Source organism: Gabonibacter massiliensis, from assembly GCA_001487125.1.
In the GTDB taxonomy this organism is placed as follows: Bacteria; Bacteroidota; Bacteroidia; order Bacteroidales; family Marinifilaceae; genus Gabonibacter; species Gabonibacter massiliensis.
In genome coordinates, this window is record LN913011.1 from 232,805 (window position 1) to 253,474 (window position 20,670).

Annotated in this window: 18 protein-coding genes; 1 reads left to right on the forward strand and 17 read right to left on the reverse strand. The window is 42.6% G+C overall.

All coding sequences use genetic code 11. The features are described 5' to 3' along the window. Positions 1-5: 5 nt before the first annotated feature. Genes BN3283_RS01855 through BN3283_RS01920 form a run of 14 tightly spaced genes read right to left on the reverse strand, consistent with a single transcriptional unit; the run spans position 6 to position 15,126 of the window. A complete protein-coding gene (locus BN3283_RS01855; RefSeq protein WP_059025455.1) occupies positions 6-1,103 on the reverse strand; it encodes a polysaccharide pyruvyl transferase family protein in 1,098 nt (365 codons plus the stop codon). Next, complete coding sequence (locus tag BN3283_RS01860) at positions 1,100-2,326, reverse strand: Coenzyme F420 hydrogenase/dehydrogenase, beta subunit C-terminal domain (protein WP_082667042.1); 1,227 nt, start codon at positions 2,324-2,326, stop codon at positions 1,100-1,102. The genes BN3283_RS01855 and BN3283_RS01860 overlap by 4 nt, the downstream gene beginning before the upstream one ends. Continuing rightward, positions 2,319-3,800 (reverse strand): oligosaccharide flippase family protein, encoded by a 1,482-nt coding sequence (locus BN3283_RS01865; RefSeq protein WP_059025457.1) that lies wholly within the window; start codon positions 3,798-3,800, stop codon positions 2,319-2,321. Before BN3283_RS01865 ends, BN3283_RS01860 begins: the two co-directional genes overlap by 8 nt. A 22-nt stretch (positions 3,801-3,822) precedes the next feature. Beyond that, positions 3,823-4,449, reverse strand: a complete 627-nt coding sequence (locus BN3283_RS01870) for an acyltransferase (protein ID WP_059025458.1) — start codon at positions 4,447-4,449, stop codon at positions 3,823-3,825. Positions 4,450-4,460: 11 nt separating this feature from the next. Beyond that, entirely contained in the window at positions 4,461-5,162 is a 702-nt protein-coding gene (locus tag BN3283_RS01875) for an OmpA family protein (protein WP_041502308.1), read from the reverse strand. Between the two features lie 5 nt (positions 5,163-5,167). Then, the gene (locus BN3283_RS01880) at positions 5,168-5,995 is read right to left on the reverse strand and encodes a hypothetical protein (RefSeq protein WP_059025459.1); all 828 of its coding nucleotides are present in this window, start codon (positions 5,993-5,995) and stop codon (positions 5,168-5,170) included. Next, complete coding sequence (locus BN3283_RS01885; protein ID WP_059025460.1) at positions 5,992-7,110, reverse strand: glycosyltransferase family 4 protein; 1,119 nt, start codon at positions 7,108-7,110, stop codon at positions 5,992-5,994. The genes BN3283_RS01880 and BN3283_RS01885 overlap by 4 nt, the downstream gene beginning before the upstream one ends. A 34-nt stretch (positions 7,111-7,144) precedes the next feature. Next, positions 7,145-8,308, reverse strand: a complete 1,164-nt coding sequence (locus tag BN3283_RS14410) for a glycosyltransferase family 2 protein (RefSeq protein ID WP_059025461.1) — start codon at positions 8,306-8,308, stop codon at positions 7,145-7,147. Between the two features lie 3 nt (positions 8,309-8,311). Then, positions 8,312-9,208: a glycosyltransferase family 2 protein gene (locus tag BN3283_RS14415; RefSeq protein ID WP_059025462.1), complete on the reverse strand. Its 897-nt coding sequence runs from the start codon at positions 9,206-9,208 to the stop codon at positions 8,312-8,314. After that, positions 9,192-10,664, reverse strand: a complete 1,473-nt coding sequence (locus BN3283_RS01900) for an O-antigen ligase family protein (RefSeq protein ID WP_059025463.1) — start codon at positions 10,662-10,664, stop codon at positions 9,192-9,194. The genes BN3283_RS14415 and BN3283_RS01900 overlap by 17 nt, the downstream gene beginning before the upstream one ends. Position 10,665: 1 nt before the next feature. Then, positions 10,666-12,846, reverse strand: coding sequence for a GumC family protein (locus BN3283_RS01905; RefSeq protein WP_059025464.1), 2,181 nt, complete (start codon positions 12,844-12,846; stop codon positions 10,666-10,668). A gap of 7 nt (positions 12,847-12,853) precedes the next feature. Then, positions 12,854-13,588, reverse strand: coding sequence for a TolC family protein (locus BN3283_RS01910; RefSeq protein WP_059025465.1), 735 nt, complete (start codon positions 13,586-13,588; stop codon positions 12,854-12,856). 16 nt (positions 13,589-13,604) lie between these two features. After that, a complete protein-coding gene (locus BN3283_RS01915; RefSeq protein ID WP_059025466.1) occupies positions 13,605-14,756 on the reverse strand; it encodes a sugar transferase in 1,152 nt (383 codons plus the stop codon). A 4-nt stretch (positions 14,757-14,760) separates the two neighbouring features. Further along, on the reverse strand, positions 14,761-15,126 hold the full coding sequence (locus BN3283_RS01920; RefSeq protein WP_041502301.1) for a response regulator: 366 nt from the start codon (positions 15,124-15,126) through the stop codon (positions 14,761-14,763). A gap of 256 nt (positions 15,127-15,382) precedes the next feature. Between BN3283_RS01920 and BN3283_RS01925 the strand changes: the two genes are divergently transcribed. Beyond that, positions 15,383-16,510, forward strand: coding sequence for a hybrid sensor histidine kinase/response regulator (locus BN3283_RS01925; protein WP_059025467.1), 1,128 nt, complete (start codon positions 15,383-15,385; stop codon positions 16,508-16,510). 34 nt (positions 16,511-16,544) lie between these two features. Here the strand turns inward: BN3283_RS01925 and nuoE are convergent, their stop codons facing one another. From nuoE to BN3283_RS01940, 3 genes are all read right to left on the reverse strand, one after another. After that, positions 16,545-17,021, reverse strand: coding sequence for an NADH-quinone oxidoreductase subunit NuoE (nuoE, locus tag BN3283_RS01930; RefSeq protein WP_059025468.1), 477 nt, complete (start codon positions 17,019-17,021; stop codon positions 16,545-16,547). A gap of 11 nt (positions 17,022-17,032) precedes the next feature. After that, entirely contained in the window at positions 17,033-18,805 is a 1,773-nt protein-coding gene (locus tag BN3283_RS01935; protein ID WP_041502298.1) for an NADH-dependent [FeFe] hydrogenase, group A6, read from the reverse strand. Between the two features lie 62 nt (positions 18,806-18,867). Beyond that, entirely contained in the window at positions 18,868-20,658 is a 1,791-nt protein-coding gene (locus tag BN3283_RS01940) for an NADH-quinone oxidoreductase subunit NuoF (protein ID WP_041504810.1), read from the reverse strand. Positions 20,659-20,670 lie beyond the last annotated feature (12 nt).

The window sequence follows — 20,670 nt, forward strand, 5'->3', positions numbered from 1 at the left end:
CCATTTTATTTTAATGCATTTTGTAAAAATAAGGCTGATTCCTGTTGTAACCGGGCTAAACGCTGTGTTGCCCGGGTAAAATCGATGGGCATGGTGTCCGGTTGGCTTGTCGATTTTACGTAACGTTCCGAGAGTTCCACATCTTGAAGTAACGAGCGGATACGCGTGCTTATGGAGTGGATCTCCAAGGCATAAAAATTTCTTTGATACAGGAGGGAAAATACGGTTCCGTGAAAAGAGGTCGTTACCACGAAATCGGCATGTTTAAACCAGCCGATAAATTCTTCCGGAGAGGCACAGTTGTATACTCCCGGACGATTCGTTAAAACGGGAGTAGATACCAATTGTATGACCTTTCCCCCTATTCGGTCTGCTAATTTTTGGGCAAAAGAGAGAGTCTCCGGCATAATCCTTACCTGGTATACGAGTACGTATTTGCCTTGAAAATCCGGTTTTACGGCAATATTGTCGAATGTTTCTCTTGTACATAGGATGGTCGGATCCGCTACGGTTTGAATCTTTTGCTCAACGAGAGGTTGTAACAGGGCGTTTAATTTTGACTCTCGTACACCGATCGCGTGCATTTGAAATAAGGACTTGCCGAGGTATTCTTTCTCTTCGTCGTTCAGGGTTGATGTCTCCATGCTGGCCGCATAAGCGATTTTTCGTGCCTCCGGACGAGAAGAGAACAAACCGAAATAAACATCGTCGAATCCTTTGGTTATTTTCGGATTCCAGATCTGATCGCTACCGAAAATGTAGGCATCGAAATCTTTCGGAATCTCTTCTTTATGGTAAACGGTTGGAGTAGAGAGGGCTAACTTAGAACGAATAAAAGAGGCAAAAGCTTTGTAACGCTTTGTCCTGGCCGGAAGAGTCAATAACTCGATGGCCGCTCCTTTGAGCAAATAGTAGACATGAACCTTCGTCGTCAAAAATTTTTTGAAGGCGAAGATTTTGTAATTGGCTTCAAGAAAAGGCGGGTTGTAATCGATAATTTTCACGTCGTGTCCGGTTTTACGCAAATATTCCTGCAAAGCGAAAGCTTGCAGGACAGCTCCGTAGTTATGCGCTCTATGAAAAGTTAATATTCCTATTTTCATATGACTTCCTTTTTTTCGTTTGTGAATCGGTTCATCCGGGCGACAGTTTCCTGACACTTTTTACCCGTTCGGGATGAAAAATAATTAGCGATGAAGGTAATGATTTTCAGGCTGAACTTGTCAAAGGCAAACGGTACCGGATGGGAAAAAATCTTCCGTTGCAGCTTGGCCGGGAGAAGTAGACGGATAAGCTTTGAAAACATCCTTGCCGGATGGTATTGTAAATAATTTTTTCCGGTGAATATACGAGGGTTGTAAGGTAAACATTTTTCCCAGTTTACGGGATTGGATTCGATATTTCCGGATTCTTGCAATTCTTCAAAAGCTGATGTTCCCTTGGCGTTATTGGTGATAACAAGGGATATCCCCTTCTCTGTTTCTTCCGGCCATTCGTCACTTCCCCAATAATCACCCAATGTAATATCCGCTGTTCTCGGTAGGATTGAAAACGGACAGTTATAGCAACTGGGGCGCAAGGTCAATCCCCCGAAAAAGAAACGGGCGAAAATATCTTCTTGTTGCCGTATTTTGCGGGGAGCGCCGTGTATGGAAAGGGTGGTTGTCCCGTAAGATTTCATACCCTGTGTTTTGTCTCGAAAACTAATGATGTGATCGGCTTGGAAATGGCCTAAATGATCTTGCAAGACGAGTTCTGATTCTACTCCGTTGCATACGATCTCGGCTGTAAGTAAATTTTCAATATTGTCTTTTTTCAGGAATTGAAAGAGTCCGGCGATTTGACAAGGAGTTCCGGAAAAAAGTACTTTCTCGTTTCGGAATAAGAGCTTACGAGTCTCTTTGTATATGTTTATGGTATCACTTTGGATGTATTTGGAATTTTGTAATTGAGATAAATCATCGACGTGATGAATGAATTTATGAAAGACCCGGTTGTTTTCCAAGACAGCTCCTGCCACGTGACCTCCGGTTACAAGAAAATAGCGGGCTAATTCAGCAAAAGCTCCTCCGCTGGCACTCTGAAATCTGATGTTTTGATTCAGGGACCAGACGGCGTATACTTTCGCATCAGTCTCCTTGTTCGAAGTCTTGAAAGTCAGATTCGGACAAACCTTCTCGCATAATTTGCAATTTATGCAGGTGGCGTGATGAACGGCGATGTGAAAAAAGCCGTTCTCCCGTTTCATTGAAAGGGCTTGCACCGGGCAACAATCTATACAAGCGAGACAGCCGCTACAGTTTTTATGAGAAGGTAGATCAGGCATTTTTCTTCAATTTAGACCGGACGAGTTGTACAAGATTTATTCCCATCCGGGTTGTTAATGTTTTATGTGTCCAATAAAGATCGATGGCGAGCACTAACGAGCTGATTCCATAGAAAATCCATGGATCTGTTATGAGATAGTTTAAAAGGGCTACGATACAAATAAAAATAAACAGGATGCCCGTGATTCGTAATAAAAAGGCAGAAGGACGGTAACCGACTAATTTGGCGCAGGTAATCCCCCCGACGAAGATATAGAGCAGGTAGGCTATGAAATAATTTATTCCCAATCCATCCAGTCCGAACCATTTGATACATCCAATCAGTAATAGGTATTCCGATATGAAAAAAAGCGATTGGATGATTACGTATAGCAATCCTTTCCCTTTGGCCGTAATAACGTAGCCGAAGGAAAAACCGAAAACCCGGAAGAGTACCCCGATCAATTGCCAGCGGATGATAGACGTTCCTGTTTCGAATTCTTTGGAATAAAATAGGTTGAGTATGACAGGTGCAAAAACGAAGCTTGCTAAGATTCCGATACCGGCTATCAGTACGCCCAATTCGATCTGTTCGTTGATACAATCGGAGACTTTTGCATTATTTTGAATGTAAGTCATAATCCGGGGCATAAAGTCAACTCCCATTGCCGACAGGATCATTCCCACGTACATGTTGGACAACGTCCAACAGGATTGGTATAAACCGACCACTTCTATTCCCATGGCATCTTTCAGATAAATTCTGGAAAAGTAGGTCATCAAGTTCGCCACGGCTGCAGCCACGGACAGACTGATACCGATACCTAACAGACCTTTCAGTTCCGTTCTCGCCTCGGCAAAAGAGAGGCGGGTCGGTTTCAAATGCAATTTTTTTAAGTAGTAACCGGTACTGAGGAGCATGGTTAAAGCGACCAGGGCTATGCTTGCCGGAATAGCCGCATCTCCCCAAATCAAGATAAGCATGATGGTCGATAATGAACCGAAAACGGCCCCTATTATTTGGCAGATAGCCATACTCCTGATTTGTTTCAGTCCGTTTAAAACGGCTATTTGTCCGTTGGAAACACCATTGAATAATACGACTGAAGAGACAATGCATACTCCCCAATAATAATCTGTCGTGTTGAATAATTTAAAACTGATGGTTCTGGAAAAGATACAGATAAATAGTGCCCCTAAAAAAGAGGTGATCAGAATCGACAGGTGCAGTACGGTATAAGTCTTGGAGACTTGTTGGCTGTCATTTTGTACATTCGATTTGGCGATCTGACGAACTCCGCTTTGGTTCAGTCCCAAACTGGATACGGTAGAGACCAAATCCGTCACACTATTGTATAACCCGTAATAACCAAAACCGGCAGAACCGAGAACCATGGCGATGATTTTGGCACGTATGATTCCGAAAAACATCATGATTATTTTTACAGCACCGATGATTCCCGTTGTTTTAGCTATGTTTGAATAGGTTGACATGATTAGGTTGTTGAAAGGTCGATTATTTATTGTATTTTACCCACTCTTTTTTTACGAAATCATATTGTTTTATAATTCTTCCCGGATTACCCGCGCACACGGAATAAGGGGGGACGGAACGGTTTACGATGGTTCCCGCCGCGACGATAGCATGTTTGCCGATCGTGACTCCGGCCAGAATAACGGCGTTCGCTCCGATCCAGACATCATCTTCTATATGAATAGGAGCGGTCGATACCCCTTGGTCGATAATCGGCAGGTCCGGATCGAGGTAATTGTGGTTCAGGCCGGAAACGGTGACGTTTTGGGCGAGATTAACCTTGTCTCCTATGAAAACGGGACCGATAATCGTGTTGCCTAATCCGATGCGGCTATGGTTGCCGATACGGATTTCCCCTACCATATTGTTTAAAGTGGAAAAGCTTTCTATAACGGACCTTTTGCCTAAAGTGAACGGGTTGAAAGGTACCAGATCCTTTCGTACATTACGGTAGATGATGGCCCCTTTTTTCCGTTTTAAATAGAAAGGTTGTAAAAGACGTAGCCAATGCCGCGGCCGGGTCTTTACCGGATGAACCATCCATGTCAGAATGAACTGCTTTAATCGGGGATTTTGTTTTATTCGTTCTTTTAATTGGGTTATGTTCATAACGGTAATTTTTAGTTGGACGGGATGGTTAATATTCTTGTAATCTGCTTTTCCGCGTTGGTTCTTACCCGGAATTCGACTCTTCGGGAAGCTTCTTTGTCTTCCAGGCCGTTTTTCATGATCAGTTTACTGGACGATAAGCCGTTCGTTGTGATTTTTGGGAGAATCAGGGCTAATTGTTCGTTGTTTTGCTGGTGTTCCAATAAGTAGGCCAATACGTTTCGTGTCCTATCCTGGGATAATTCCATGTTTTTCAGATAAATTTCATCTTTGGACAGATTTTCTGCCCATTCGCTCGAAGTATGACCTTCTATCCTGATTTCTTCGACATCGTCACGGTATTTATCAGATGTCAATATTTTCAGGTAACGAGGAAAAAAATCATTAAGTATCACCTTGAATTCCTCTTTGAGGGTTGCGCTTCCCCGGTTGAAGAATATGATAGGTTCTTCGAAGCGGACGGATAGAGTCGATTGATCTAAAACGGCATTCCATTTTTTCAAATCATCTTTAAACTCGCTTTCCAGGTCTTTGTATAATTCGTATTGAAGTTGATTGTAAGAGACGGCAATTTTTTCAATCCTGTTTTTTTCGTGAGTGATTTTAATGATATAGATAACAGAGATAAAGATATATATCAGCATTAGAACCGACATTAAATCTGCGATGGAAAACCAATGATTATCTTCGTTTTGTCCGTTAAAAATGCTCATAACGATTATTTTGGGGGTTCTTGTTCGGAATGCTGTTGCTTGAGGATGGCATTGTGATCCTGTGTCAGTTTTCTAACAATAGCCAATAATGTTTGTGAGAACTCCTGCATGGAATCTAATTTGGTTACGAATCTTTCTTCCACGTTATTCATCTGTTCTTGCAGAAGTTCTTTGGTATTGTTGATCATCAGATCCAGTTTCTTGCAGGAGGCGTTCAAATTAATGATTTCAGAGTCCAATACGGATTGTTGTTTATTAATATTTTCATAATCCGTATGGTGTGTTTTATTCGTGTTCTCTCCCCATTTTTCGATAGTCGTCCCGATCGCATTTAGAGAGTCGGATAATTTTTGGTTGATATGACTCAGCTCATCGGTTCGTTCAATTTGTTGTTTATGAGATTCGATAAGCGTCGTGTTCAATTTATTGAATAGATTGTCGATCGTTTCGGAGGAGGTTGCCGTACCTATTTTTTGTTCTATGTTAGATAGTAATTCCACTATGCGATCCTCTTTGGAAGGAGAGGACCGGTCAATGTTTTTCGTTGTACGGATACCATAGAATGCCGGAAATACTTTCAGAACGATAGAGGTCAACATTCCTGCGACAGAACTGTAAAAAGTCGTTTTAATACGGTTCAACAGTTGTGGGAGGGCTGCTTCGATATCATTTACATCGAAATTAAACAGGGCCCAGATAATACCGCAGAAGGTACAAAATAATCCCAATGAGACGACGGTAGAGGTGAGCGTATTCCTATTGAACCAAATTTTACCGAGATAAGGGAATAGAAACAGGACCAAAGATATAAGTATGAATGTATAGCTGTTCATAAAGGTAATGATTTATAAATTTCCAATAGTTTTCGGGCTGTATTTTCCCATGAGAATGATTTTACCCGTTCCAGCCCGTAAGTAACTTGTTTGTCATAAAATATATTGTCCTCTTCCAAGACAAGTAGTTTATCGGCAATCTCGTTTTCTTCAAACGGATCTACTAAGATAGCATTTTTTCCTGCAATTTCAGGCATAGCGGTTATGGAAGAGGTAATGACCGGAGTTCCGCAAGCCATTGCTTCCAGGATAGGTATTCCGAAGCTTTCTCGTAATGACGTGTATAGAAAAGCGAATGCTCCGCTGTAGATGGCCGGTAGATCCGTGTTGGGGATATAACCGGGGTAGCGTAGTAACGGTTTTAGGTATTCCATTTTTTCTTCTTTCAGAATCGCATCGATAATGGGTTCTTTTAAATCGGCGATGACCAAAGGAATAGGATGTTTGGAGCGTTTAGCGTATATCCCGTAAGCCTTTAGGGTACGATTGGTGTTTTTCTTCGGGTCTGTGTTTCCTAAAAAGAGAATGTATTTATCCGTATCGAAGTATTTTTTCGTGACTTCTTCCGGTTGATCGATGGGATGAAAATGTTTGCTATAACCGTTATGAACAGTCGTTATTTGTTCCGGTTCAAGATGCAAGGCCTCTTGAATGCGCTTACGTTCGAAATTCGAGACGGTAATGATTTTTAGGCAGGAAGGTAAAACGCGAGGGACGACAAAACGGCGGTAATACCATCCCATGTTTTGATAGATGGAACGATTGTTGTGTTGTCTTTTTTCCAGAAAAATAATGTCATGTAAGGTTAAAACGAGCGGAACCGAACAACGGATTGGTGCTGTATTGCTGGTACAATGCAACAGGTCGGGCTTTATCTTTTTTAGCGCATGGGGTAGTGCTATTTGTTCCCAGAGGGGATAGGTGGGGCATTTGATTTCCACGATATGCATGTTGGAGCTATGGGATAGGCAACGATCTTCTCCCGGTGCGACAAGGATGAAGTATTCGTTTTCCTTATCAAGTTCTTGTAACTCCCGGATAGTTTCCAAGGCTACAAAGTCCATTCCATGTTTATTTGTTCTGAATATGCGTTGAGCTTCTATCGCGATTTTCATACCCCTTTGTTTTAATTTTATTCTCGTGAATTATCTATTTTACTTCTCCGTGTGCCGTATGGATGAATTTTTTGTTTACCCCTTTCATGCGAAATAGATTGAGGAACATCATGATGAATAGCAAGGGGATTTTACGGATGGCTTTTTTAAAGCGATCATCGACAAGATAATCCGGTATCGCCAAACAAAGGGTTATCCCAGTAATGATAAACAGTCCCCACCATTTCAAGGAGTACTCCCAATGAATGAACAGGGAGAGACAAGCAAAAAATCCGATGCTTCCCAACAGTAACAAACGGGGAGGCATCATCCATTGAAATAATTTGTCACAGTAGTCTATATTAAATGAAAACAGGGCTCCCGGCAGATCACGGATGATTCGGTGCCATTGACCGTATTGTGCGGCAAGCCATCGGCGGCGTTGGTTATAAAATCCCTTGTTCCCTTGAGTCTTTTCGTCATAGACGTAAACTTCTTCTAAATAATCGATAAAGTAGCGTTGTTTTAAAAGTAAAATTTCTAATTCCTTATCCTCTCCGGCGGTAAAAATCTTTTTTATATTTTCTTTAAACCAGTCGTAATCGAAAGCCATACCGGAACCGATAAGGGCGGAAGAAAGTCCCAGATTTACATGTCCTTTTCTGAAAATGGAATTATTAATTTCTTCGCTGACGGCATCCAGTACAGCCACATCCGTGTTTAGGTTCTTGGCTTTTCTGTGAGCTTGCAGGGCTTTGGAACCGGCGGCGTACGCGTTGTTTATATGTTGCAGGAACAAAGGATCGACACGATTGTCCGCATCGAGGATGACCGCTATTTGGTAATCGTTTTGAAGTTTGTCCATGGCTAAGTTCAGGGCTTTGGCTTTTGAGCTGTTCTCGTAAGTGGCCTTAAATAGGAGAACGGGTAGCAGAGCCAGTTCATTGTTCGTCTCTTCTTTCATATGGTCGGAGATGACCACGACATCGTACAAGTTCCGGGGATAGTCTTGCTGGAGGAAAGAGTGAACGGCCGTTATAATGACGGCATCTTCCTGGTATGCGGGAAATAGCACGACTATGCGATGTTGTTTCCGGCTTGCCGGATAGTGAAAAGTACGTTTGGGGAGTGCGGCAATACTGAATACGAGAAGATAGCCCGTAGATATTGCCAGTATACACCAAATGATATAGTCCATAATAGGTAATATGTGCTCCATAAGCTATGCCGATTTATGTTTTAATGTAAAAAACGCCGCTATCCCTTTGCCAGTCGCGCGGATGAGTTTGAGCTGCCCGTGCGATAGATAGACCATGATGTTTTTGGGGGCGGCAATACATAGTTGGTAGAGAATAGCTAAAAGCCGATCTCGTCCTTTTCGATTTCTCCACGCGTACAAAAGTCGGTTTCGGGTCAAATAGAATGCGCGTAACGGACTGTTCTGTCCGGTACTTTGACTCTCTTTATGAAAAACCGTACAACGGGGTTCATACCATAATTCATAGCCGTGACGGGTGATCCGGGTACACCAATCCAATTCTTCGTAATAGAGGAAATAGATATCCGGAAGATATCCTACTTGCTCGAGAATTTCCCTTTTAAATAAAAGTGCGGCTCCATGTAAGAAGGGGGTGGGGACCGCTTGGTCGTAGATAGCCTCATCCGGTTGTCCGAAACCGATCAGGTGGTTGCGTAAACTGATACGGGACAAGGGGGTATATCCTGCAAACTGAATATTTTGTGGTGGAAATGCGAATTTAATTTTAGGAGATACGGCAGCGATCTCCTTCTTTTTCTCGATGGCTTCGAGCAAAAAACCGAAAGAGTCTTCCGTGACGTAAGTATCGTTGTTAAGTAAAAATATATATTTTCCTTTGGCCTGTCGAATGCCTAAATTATTACCCCCCGCGAAACCTAAATTATGCTGACTGCGGATGGTGATAAGCCAGGGATACTTTTCCCGTAATAAATTCGCTTCATTCATCTTGGAACCGTTATCCACTACAATGATTTCGTGTGGAACGGAAACATACCGGTGAATGGACTCGACAAGCTCACAAGTATCTCTTATCCCGTTATAATTTACGGTTATAACTGATAGGTCAGGCCGGTTGTTCATGAGGTGCAAGTTGTTTGTTTCCAGATAGTTCGAGTTCTTCGTCGTAATATTTTGACATGTATATAAATGCCATGGCGGTAAATACGATCATGCCGTTAGGATAGCTTAGGACCTCGTTGCCGTAAGAAGAGACAACCATGCCGAATATACCGCTCAAAAGAGCGGAGCATATCCCTTTTAACTCTTTGTTTTTAAGTTTGAACATGATGATATAAGCACTTCTGGCAAGTATTGTGAGGATAATACCCATGTATAGAATTAACCCGATGATTCCGGTTTCTACCCAAGTCATCACTAACCAAGAGTCGGTGGGAATTTGTGAAACAAAAGCTTTGGGTTTGAATCGTTTGGCTTTTCCTCCACCCAGGCCGAGACCGACTCCGAAAGGGTGCGAGGCCATATAGGTTTTCAATTGTTCCTGATTTTTTTTCCGGACCTGAAAGGATGCATCGTTGAAATTGAAGGCGGTTCTCATGCGCCGGATTAAACCGTTGTCATTTCCTATATTGGTAAAGTTAAAAAAGCAATAGGCGGCTATCAGTATCAATATACCAGTCAGGGCTCCTTTATAATTCTTACTTAGAACGGCAAAGCACGTGATTCCGGCAAAAGGAACGGCCATGGCGCTTCTTGTTCCGGCGATCAGCATACCGTAACCTCCGGCCAAGGCTGCGACGGCAAAATAGATTTTTAACCACTTGTTTTTCACGTATGCCGCGGAGATTCCGAAAACGATCATGGCAAACCCCATTCCTGTACCAAAGTTGGCTGCATCCGGGAAAAAGGAGAAATAACGTACGCCGGTGTATATCAGGTGAGTAGATGCACCTCCTCCTACGTATAACCAGTATAATTCAGCTCGGTCGAATCCCCGATTACGTTGCCAGTAACCCTTTGCTGAAGCCAGTAAAGTAAGAAACGCCAGAAGCATCAGCATGAGTTTCAAATGGTGGTATTTAGGAAAAAGGGAAGGGATACAAATGGCCATAACGAAAGGGTACAAAGCATAGGTCGTGAAAGCGATGGACCATGGCTCAAACATGGCATTCGGGTTAAATACTTCGAAAAGACAGTATATTAACCAGATGCTCCATAACAAAGTCAGACTGTTCTTTGCCTTGGAAAACCCCAAGGCTTGGTAATTGTTTCTTAAAAGCAGAAGAACCATTAACGCCAACGTGAGTGAGGTCATGATTAATCCGCTTTTTAGAGGTACATAACGGTTGATGCCCATGATGACGTAATTTAATACATACAGGGCAATGAAGCTATGGGACGGATTCTTTATAAACCATCCCAAAGCGAGTAAAAGAATCGGTAAACACGCGAACAGAGTGGCCATCATGATCCCTTTCAGGAGAATCAATTTATATATGATGATGATACCTAACAGTAATCCGATATATAAATACCCCTGGGAGGACATGAAATTGATAAATCTGTTCCAAAGAGACATATTACTGTTTTTTACGTTCATCGATAGCCGTTAAACCGAGTTGTGACAATCTGTACAATAACTTTCTCCAGAAAGTGTAGGGCGGTAATAAGCCGGTGAACTCTTCTGCCGTGTCGCGTTTCGTGTGATTCAAGACAAAGAACAGAGGAATGTTGCCGGATAGCTCTTTTAGCCGGACGTATAAAGCTTGATCCGTGTTCTTCCATGTACGTCTGGAGTTAACGACCAATAGATTGAGACTGACGTCCTGCAAGAGTTTTTGCGTGATGGAAGATTCTTCCAACGGCGGATACTCTACAAGAATAATGGTCATTTTCTCCGGTTTGTTATGGATGCCTGACCTGAGTAAAGAGTTTAATAATTCTTCATTATCCAGATCGAAATCGCTATGCCAGGAAAGTTGCTTGACGTCCATTCCTAACGAGTTCCAATATTCGAATAATTGATTGGATACGAAACTCTTCCCGTCCGCGTGTGCCGTACTCAGGATATTAATAATGTTATTGCTATCCGGTTTTAAATAAGTTAGGATGGAATTACTTAACGCTTTTGTTTCTAACGTTTGGTATATGGTATTGTATTTCCGGTGTTGGAGACTAAAGTATCGAGTATAAGCTCCCAATACATTCCCTCCCGTGATTCGTTTGGTCCTGAAGCTGTTATGCAACGTTCTGTCTAAAAATTCAACCAATATAAAGAAGCCCAGAATAAAAATAAAAGTGATGGCAAAAGCGATGGCTACGATCTTTTTTCTCTTGGACTCCTCCGGATAAAGAGGAAATTCGGGAGGATTGATGATCTTTAAGGTCGCTGAGGTCATTTGCAGGCTTTTTTGCCTTAATCTGGCCGCGTTCAATGCATTCAGGATGGCCATGTATTGGGCCTCGATGATGTTGATGTTGCGCTCTTTTCTTTTCAGTGTGGAGCCGATAGGCGAAAAGTAGACGTATTTGTTATCAAGGTCTTTTTTCCGTTCTTTCATAACCTCCAATTCCGCTTTGGTTTTTTCCAACAGGATGACTTGTCCCAACCATTGCTGGAGGATTTCTTCATTGGCAATACCTTCTTTAGTGTATTTATGTTCTCCGTAATGCTTCAATAAATCGTAAAATTCATCCTCGGTTTTTTGAAGGTCCTTTTTTATGGGAGCTGTTTTTTGCGATGCGAGAGAATCATTGCTGAATAACTCTTTTTGACTGATTTGTGTATATAGGGTCGAAATCTTATTCAGGGTACTGATGAACTGGGAATTGTTTCGAAAAACTTCGGCTTGATCTTTCAATCTTCTCTCCAACTCCTGAATCAGTTTTTGCGTACTCTCGTGGGCTAATTGAAATTCCCAGTATTTGATATCGTAATCGGAATTCAATATGGATACCTGTTTGGTCTCCTCGTCGTAATTGATAACCCGTTTTGCGATGCTGTAATCCGTCAGCGAGTCTTCCGCCTGTTTTAAAAGTCTGCTGTATCTGGCCAACTCTCCCTCGAAATATTTTATAACATCATTCGTCTCCCCGAAACGTAAATCCTGGTATTGTTTGATAAATTCATCGCATAAGATTTTTAGAGTTTGATAGGTCAAGCCGGGGTCGGTTGCGGAGTAGGAGAGTTCCAACATGTCGCTTTTCCCGTCTCTTCTGGCCGCGATATTTTTCAGGGAAGACCGGTTATAATATTCCAGGTTCCAGTTGTAGATACCGTACACGTAGTTTTTTGGATCGGCTTTCTCGAATCGATGCAGATTCTCGAGAGTTCTCGCCTCGTTGATCGAATCGTTCGGATTATCTTTAACAATCAGGTCCCGTATGTATTGGGGGGCATGGTTGTGTATCTTGCGGTAATTGACTGCTTTGATAAACATGTTGTCTTGCTGCGGATTACCGTTGATCATGCTGCGGGCGTACAATCTTAGCGATACTTCTTTCAATGTATGATCGGAATGAATAATGTTGAACAGATTGTCCATGATACTGTTCGAAATCGCCGCACTGGTTTGATTCTGGTTTTCCGATAAGATATTAAATCCGGAAATAACTCCCGTGTATATGGTGCTGTTCACCGTATAGTTACGAGCCATATTGGCCGTTTGCAGAAAAACGATGAAGGCCACCAATAAGGGGACGATGGTCAGCCAGAACCTAAGTTTGTATATGAATTTTACGATGTATAGTATGTAGTCCATGAGGTAATTATTTGATGAGTTTCGTGTGAGAAATAATTTCCAGCTTGAGGATTTGCGTGTTTAATTGGGCCCGAAAGGATTCATAGGCTTCATAAGCTTCGTTTTGTGTCGCCTTACTTTTAGCCAAAACGCTTGACGTGGTTTTCCCGAGCCTGAAGTCTTTTTCGTCGATTTCATACTGAGCTTTGGCAAAATTAAGAACTTCTATTTTTGATTTTATGATGTTTAATCCCGAAAGGATGCTGGAGTAGAGCTCGATGATCTGACCTTTTAACTCATCGAGGGCAATATCCCTATTCAGTTCTGATGAAAAAACCCTTGCTTTTTGAGTCTTTACGTCCGTACGTATGTTGAATATTATATTCAGAGGAATAGCCAAAGAGGCTCCTACTGACCAACTGCTCTGGGCATTGCCGCTATAAGTTGTCATCAGAGGTGTATTTTCATCAGAAAAAGAGGTGTAGTTCCCGAGCACACCGTAGGTGTATCCGGTTCTTATATTGAAAAAGGAAAGCCATTTTCTTTTTTCCGTTTTTAATTTGTTTTTTTCGGTCTCGACCAATGTCTCTGTTTGGGTTATTCTGGGATTCTTTTCGACATTTCTGAATAACGTGTCCAAAGGAGGAAGATGGAAGTTTAAATAGTCGTTCGGCATAAATGTCAGAACCGTGGTATTTTGTGCTTCTGCATAAGATATTCCTAAGCTTATAATCAGAATGATACTAAGAATATATTTTTTCATATGGTTTACTAAAAGGTTATACGTTTTCTTTCTGTACGAATGCCGTGAATGTTTTGAATATGATCCGGATATCCATCCGAAACGAGAAGTTGCGGGCATATTTGATGTCTAATTGTTTTCGTTCTTCTGCGGAGAGAGCGCCCTGATCACCTCTTTTTTCGACTTGCCATAACCCCGTCAAGCCGGCAGGGGCCATAAATCGCTCGATGTAATCATCGGAAGTGAGGAGTTCTGCTTCGTAAAGGGGAAGCGGACGATTTCCTACAATAGACATGTCACCTTTCAGAATGTTTATCAGTTGGGGAAGTTCGTCGATACTGTATTTTCGAATGATATGTCCCACTTTGGTAATGCGCGGGTCGTTTTCGTATTTTACAAATGCATTTTTTTGTTTTTTATGCCGATTTTGTAAAAGATCGCGTTCCGTCGTAATAAAATCATCGGCCACGAAAATAGGTTCGTTTTCGGAAATATCCTGAGACTCGTTTATTTCACTTTTTATATCGGATTTCTGTAAAGAACTTTCTTCCCTGTATTGATTCAGGGCTTCAAATTCCTTCAATCTTTTGTCTGCATCTATATACATGGAACGGAATTTCAAAAAATTGAAAATATCGTAATTACTTCCGACCCGTTTGGACTTATACACGATGGATCCTTTGCTCTCCAAACGAATAGCCAGCATCGTAAGAAGTAGGAGCGGGGATAAAAAAAGTAAGGCCAAAAGGGAAAATACAATGTCGAATATCCGTTTCCATAACGGAAGTTGAAAACGTTTGCTATCTCTTTTTTTATCGGTAGAGTATTGTTTCAATTGAGGTAATAGCATCAGTATATCCTGCAGGTTCTCCTTACTGGCATGTATGCTTATGATCTCATGTGCACCGGCTTTAAGATAGGATGGAATATCCTTTTTATCTATTTTGTCGGTTACGACGATCAGATAAGTATTTTTTAAATAACCGTTTTGAATGTGGTTTAACCACAAGAAGTCCCGTTCTTTTTTCGATTCTATGAAGATATAAGACGGTTCTTCGTTCGCATCTTTTTGTTTTGACAGGTATAGAAAGAGCCGGATCGGATTTTCTAAAACAGTCAATGTTACATTCAATTTCGATTGAATGTACTCGCTCCATTGGGGGTTAATACCAATATAGTAAGCAAACATAGCCCTATCTTAATAAATTCCTTACTCTAATTTTTAGCTCTTGCGGGTTAAATGGTTTCAAAACAAAATCGGAAGCTCCGTCCTCTAACAATCCGATACGGTCATTCGTACTCTCCATACTTGATAAAATAATGACGGGAATGAAACTGAACATCTCGCTGCTTTTTAGTTTTTTCAAAAAAGTATGACCGTCCATTTCGGGCATATATACGTCAGAAATAATCAAATCGGGAATATTTCCTTCGTGCATCCAGTTAAAAGCTTGTATAGGGTTATTAACAGAGTGTACGTTATAATCTTTTGATAACTGATACATGATCACCTTCGCAATTTCCGGTTTGTCATCAACGATCAGAATAGTTTTGTCCATAGGCATGCATTTTAGTAACTTACAAATATACGATATTAATACAAGATAGCTATTTTTTCGTATAAATATATTGTTCCTTTCTCCTTTTTTATGTGAAAAATGAGGAAGTGATTATTCTTTTTATAAATAATGGTCCATGAGTAGGTTAAGAAAGTTAAATTTGTCGGAAAGAATAGTGGAATGCAGATTTGAATATATGTGATTAGTTTGTACTTTTGTAAAAGCTTAATCGGGCTAAAATTAAATGTGATACGATATGAACCTGAACCCTTCGGAATATAAAATACTCATTGTGGATGACGTGCAGTCAAATGTGTTACTGCTTAAAGCTCTGTTAGGGCGGGAAGGATTTAATATCGTCTTTGCGATGAATGGTGCGGAAGCCTTGGAAGTAGTAAAAAAAGAGCGGCCTGATTTGTTGTTGTTGGATGTGATGATGCCTGACATGGACGGTTTTGAGGTTGCGGGGCGTTTGAAGGTCGAGCCGGAATACGCGGAGATCCCGATTATTTTTCTCACGGCATTGAACGATTCTGCCAGCGTGGTCAAGGGATTTCAATTGGGAGCAAGTGATTTTATCTCCAAACCTTTCCGAAGGGAGGAGTTGCTGATACGCGTACAACATCAATTGTTGTTGGTAGAGTCCCGGCGAATTATTTTGAGACAAACGGAGGAATTACGTAAAACGATAGAAGGACGCGATAAACTTTATTCCGTGATCGCTCATGATTTGCGTTCTCCTATGGCTTCAATGAAAATGTTGTGTAATATGATCATGATGACCATTGAGCCTAATTCTTTGCCTTCTGATGTGTTTGAAATGTTAGAGATGACGAATAAGACGGCAGAAGAGGTTTTCTCGTTATTGGATAACCTGTTGAAGTGGACCAAAAGTCAATTGGGAAAATTGTCGTTATTACCTCAGGAGGTGGACATCGTCGGGTTGGCACAGGGGGTGGTGGAAGTATTCAGCCCTATAGCCGAAAGTAAAGGTATTCGCTTAAAACTTCTTAACGATCGGGAGGCAATAAATGTTTGTGTGGATATAGAGATGATTAAATCTGTCGTGCGCAATTTAATATCCAATGCTATAAAGTTTAGTAATAAAGATACCGAGATCAGGGTAAGTCTGAACGTGGAAGGGGAGGAGGTTATCATAACCGTGTCGGATAACGGATGCGGTATAAAAGAAGAGGATCAGCCTAAATTATTAAATGCGGCGACTCATTTCACCACTTTCGGAACGAATAGCGAAGAAGGGTCGGGGTTGGGACTTCTGTTGTGTAAAGATTTCGTGACGAAGAACAAAGGACGTCTTTGGTTTGAATCCGAGTACGGTCAGGGATCGAGTTTCAGTTTCTCCTTGCCTTTAAAGAACGAATAAAAAAGAGTGCTTCATTGAAGCACTCTTTTTTATTTTAGTTGAACTCTTTCAAAATCTTTTCGACTTCTGCCGGAGTAACTCTTCCGTAAACTTTTTCTCCGATCAGAACGACGGGAGCAAGTCCGCAGGCTCCTACACAGCGTAAGCTGGAAAGGGAAAATTTTCCATCCGGTGTAGTCTCGCCAACTTCAATTTTTAGAATCCGTTTGAATTCGTCCAATACCTTTTCGGCTCCTCTCACGTAACAGGCTGTTCCCATGCATACAGAAATCGGATGTTCTCCTTTGGGAGTCATCGTGAAAAAGGAATAGAACGTTACCACTCCGTATACTTTGGATACCGGAATATTCAATTGCCGGGCGATGATCTCCTGTACTTCCCGGGGCAAGTACCCGTGAAGCTCTTGTGCTTCGTGCAGGATGTTGATCAATTCTCCGGGTTGGTTACCATGTCTTTCGCATAGTTGAACGAGTTCGTCCACCTTACATTTGGCTAAAGTTATCTTTGTCATATTCCGTTCTTTTATTGTTCAGTAATTTCTTTACTTCTGTTGAAGTAACATGTATGTAAAAGGTGATGTGCCTTTTCGCTCATCGGTTTCCCTAAGTATTCTTCATAAAGAGAGACAATATAAGGATTCTCGTGAGATTTACGTAAATGTTTTGTTTCGTCTTCCTGATAAAGTGCCTTTGTACGGGCCTTCAATAGAGAAGAGTCTCCGTGGTGAAGCGGCTGGCCTCCTCCACCGATACAACCGCCGGGGCAAGCCATGATTTCGATGGCGTGGTACGGGGATTTTCCCGCCCGTATTTCGTTCATCAGTTTGCGGGCATTTCCGAGACCGTGGGCAACGGCCACCTTCAGTTTGAATCCGTCAACGTCAATGGTAGCTTCTTTCAAGTTGCTGATACCTCTAACGTCGTCGAAATTAACATTGTCAAGGGTTTTGCCCGTGTGTATTTCATAAGCGGTGCGTAAAGCGGCTTCCATAACGCCTCCCGATGCCCCGAAAATAACGGCAGCTCCGGTTGATTCTCCGAGAGGTGCGTCGAACTCTTCCTCTTCGAGTTGCATGAAGTCGATATTGGTTTGTTTGATGAGGGCGGCTAATTCTCTGGTAGAGATAGAGTAGTTTACATCCGGGTCTCCGTCCGTTTTGAACTCGTCTCTTTCACATTCGAATTTTTTGGCTAAACAGGGCATGACGGATACGACGATCAGATCTTCTCTCTTTATGCCCATCTTTTCGGCCCAGTAGCTTTTGGCCACGGCTCCGAACATTTGTTGCGGAGATCGGGCGCTGGAAGGCATGTCCAAGAGATCGGGGAACTGGTTTTCGAAGAAATTGACCCATCCCGGGCAACAAGAGGTGATGATCGGTAGTTTGACGTTCTTATCGCCATTCAAAAAGGCTCCAAGGCGGCCTAATAGTTCGGTTCCTTCCTCCATGATGGTCAAGTCGGCGGCAAAATCGGTATCGAACACCTTGGCAAAGCCTAATTGGCGTAAGGCTGCGACCATTTTTCCGGTGACGGATGTGCCGGCCGGCAATCCGAATTCTTCTCCCAATGCGGCACGCACGGCTGGAGCTGTTTGTACGATCACGGTTTTTTCGGGATTAGACAGATCCCGGATCAAACGATTCGTGTGATCTATTTCTGTCAGAGCCCCCACGGGACATACAGCTACGCATTGTCCACAAAAAGTACATTCGGAATCTTTCAGATCCTGGTCGAAGGCAGGCATGACAACGGAACCGAAGCCCCGGTTTGCCGCTCCGAGTGCGCCGACTGTTTGTACTTCGTTACACATGGTTTCGCACCGACGGCAATAGATACATTTACTCATATCCCGGCGGATAGAAGGAGATTCGTCTACTTTATAGGTCGTTTGAGCTCCTGCAAAAGGGATTTCGCGAATACCTAATTTGATGGCTATCGTCTGTAATTCACATTTTCCCGATTTCGGACACACCAAACAGTCGGAGGGGTGATCGGATAGCATCAACTCGAGGACAACGCGACGGGCGTTCAGAACGCGGATCGTATTCGTGCGTACGTTCATGCCGTTTTCGCATTTGGTGGCGCAAGAGGGAGCCAGGTTTTTTCTGCCTTCCACTTCTACAACGCATATACGGCAAGAAGCCGGAATGTTTTGAATACACAGGTCTTTCAGGTTCATGTAGCAGAGGGTTGGAATATCGATTCCCATTCCTCGTGCGGCTTCCAGAATAGTAGTGCCTTTGGGGACGCTTACCTCCCGGTTATCTATTTTTAATGTTATATTATTTTCCATGTTAAAATCTTAATCGTGAAATTTTAGCTTTCCGCTTTTCTCCTGATTTTAGGTGAAAAGTCTTATCTCGTGCTTACGGCTTTGAATTTGCATTTCTCCATACATGCACCGCATTTGATACATTTGGCGGTGTTGATAAAGTGTACCTCTTTTCTTTCGCCGACAATCGCATCTACCGGGCAATTCCGCGCGCATAGTCCGCATCCGATACATAATTCGGGATCGATGTGGTAAGTCAGCAAGTCTTTACATTTACCGGCCGGACATTTTTTGTCCTTGATATGTGCGATGTATTCATCGTAGAAATTGTCGATGGTCGAAAGAACCGGATTCGGAGAGGTCTGTCCCAGACCGCAAAGAGCCGTATCCTTAATTACCCGGCTAAGATTTTTCAATGTATCGAGATCTTCCATGGTCCCTTGTCCTTTGGTGATCTTATCCAGTAGCTCGTAAAGTCGTTTGTTTCCTACCCGACACGGAGTACATTTTCCGCAAGACTCCTCTACGGTGAAATCTAAATAGAATTTAGCAACGGCGACCATACAATCGTCTTCATCCATAACGATCATTCCTCCAGAACCCATCATGGAGCCGGAGGCCAGCAGGTTATCGAAATCAATCGGTACGTCCAAATGTTTTTCTGTCAGGCAACCGCCGGAAGGACCACCGGTCTGAACGGCTTTGAATTTCTTTCCGTTTTTGATACCACCCCCGATTTCGTAGATGACTTCCCGTAAAGTTGTTCCCATGGGCACTTCAATCAAACCTACGTTATTGATCTTGCCGGCCAGGGCAAATACTTTTGTCCCTTTGGAACGTTCAGTCCCGATCTGATTGAACCAATTGGCGCCTTTCGTGATTATGACCGGAACGTTGGCCAATGTTTCCACGTTATTTACGTTCGTGGGACGTTTCAGATAACCCGCCTCTGCCGGGAAAGGCGGTTTCATCGTAGGTTCTCCTCGTTGTCCTTCCATGGAGTGAATCAAGGCCGTCTCTTCTCCGCAAACGAAAGCTCCCGCTCCGTATCGTAATTCGATGGAAAAATGGAAATCGGTTCCTAAAATGTGCTCCCCTAAAAGTCCATACTCTTCCGCTTGTCGGATGGCTGTCTTTAACCTGTTGATAGCCAAAGGATATTCGGCGCGGATATAAACCAAACCTTTTGTGGCTCCGATACTGTAACCGCAAATGGCCATGGCCTCCACGATAGAGTGAGGGTCACCCTCCATAATGGATCGATCCATGAATGCACCCGGATCTCCTTCGTCCGCATTACATACCACGTATTTTTGATCTGCCTGGTATTTACTGGCAAATTCCCATTTCATACCGGTAGGGAAACCACCGCCGCCTCTTCCCCGTAAGCCGGAGAGTTTCATCTCGTTGATTACCTCTTGCGGAGTCATCTCCGTGAGGCATTTTGCTAAGGCTGCATACCCGTCGCGAGCGATATATTCTTCGATGTTTTCAGGATTGATAAAGCCGCAGTTACGTAAGGCGATACGGAGTTGTTTTTTATAGAATCCCATGTGTTTGGAGTCACTTACGGCGCTTTTTTTCTCCGGATCTTTATAGAGTAAACGTTCTACTTTACGTCCTTTAATAATATGTTCGTTCACAATTTCCTCGGCATCTTCCGGCTTTACCTGAACGTAAAAAGTATTGTCCGGCATGATTTTTACGATAGGGCCTTTTTCGCAGAAACCGAAACAGCCTGTTGCAATGACCTGAACTTCGTCTTCAAGGTTTTTATCTTTCAGGCACTCTTCCAGTTTCCCGATAATGTGTTGACTGGCGGATGCTCTACATCCGGTCCCACCGCATACGAGAACATGCATTTTATAACTCATAGGTATAAGGTT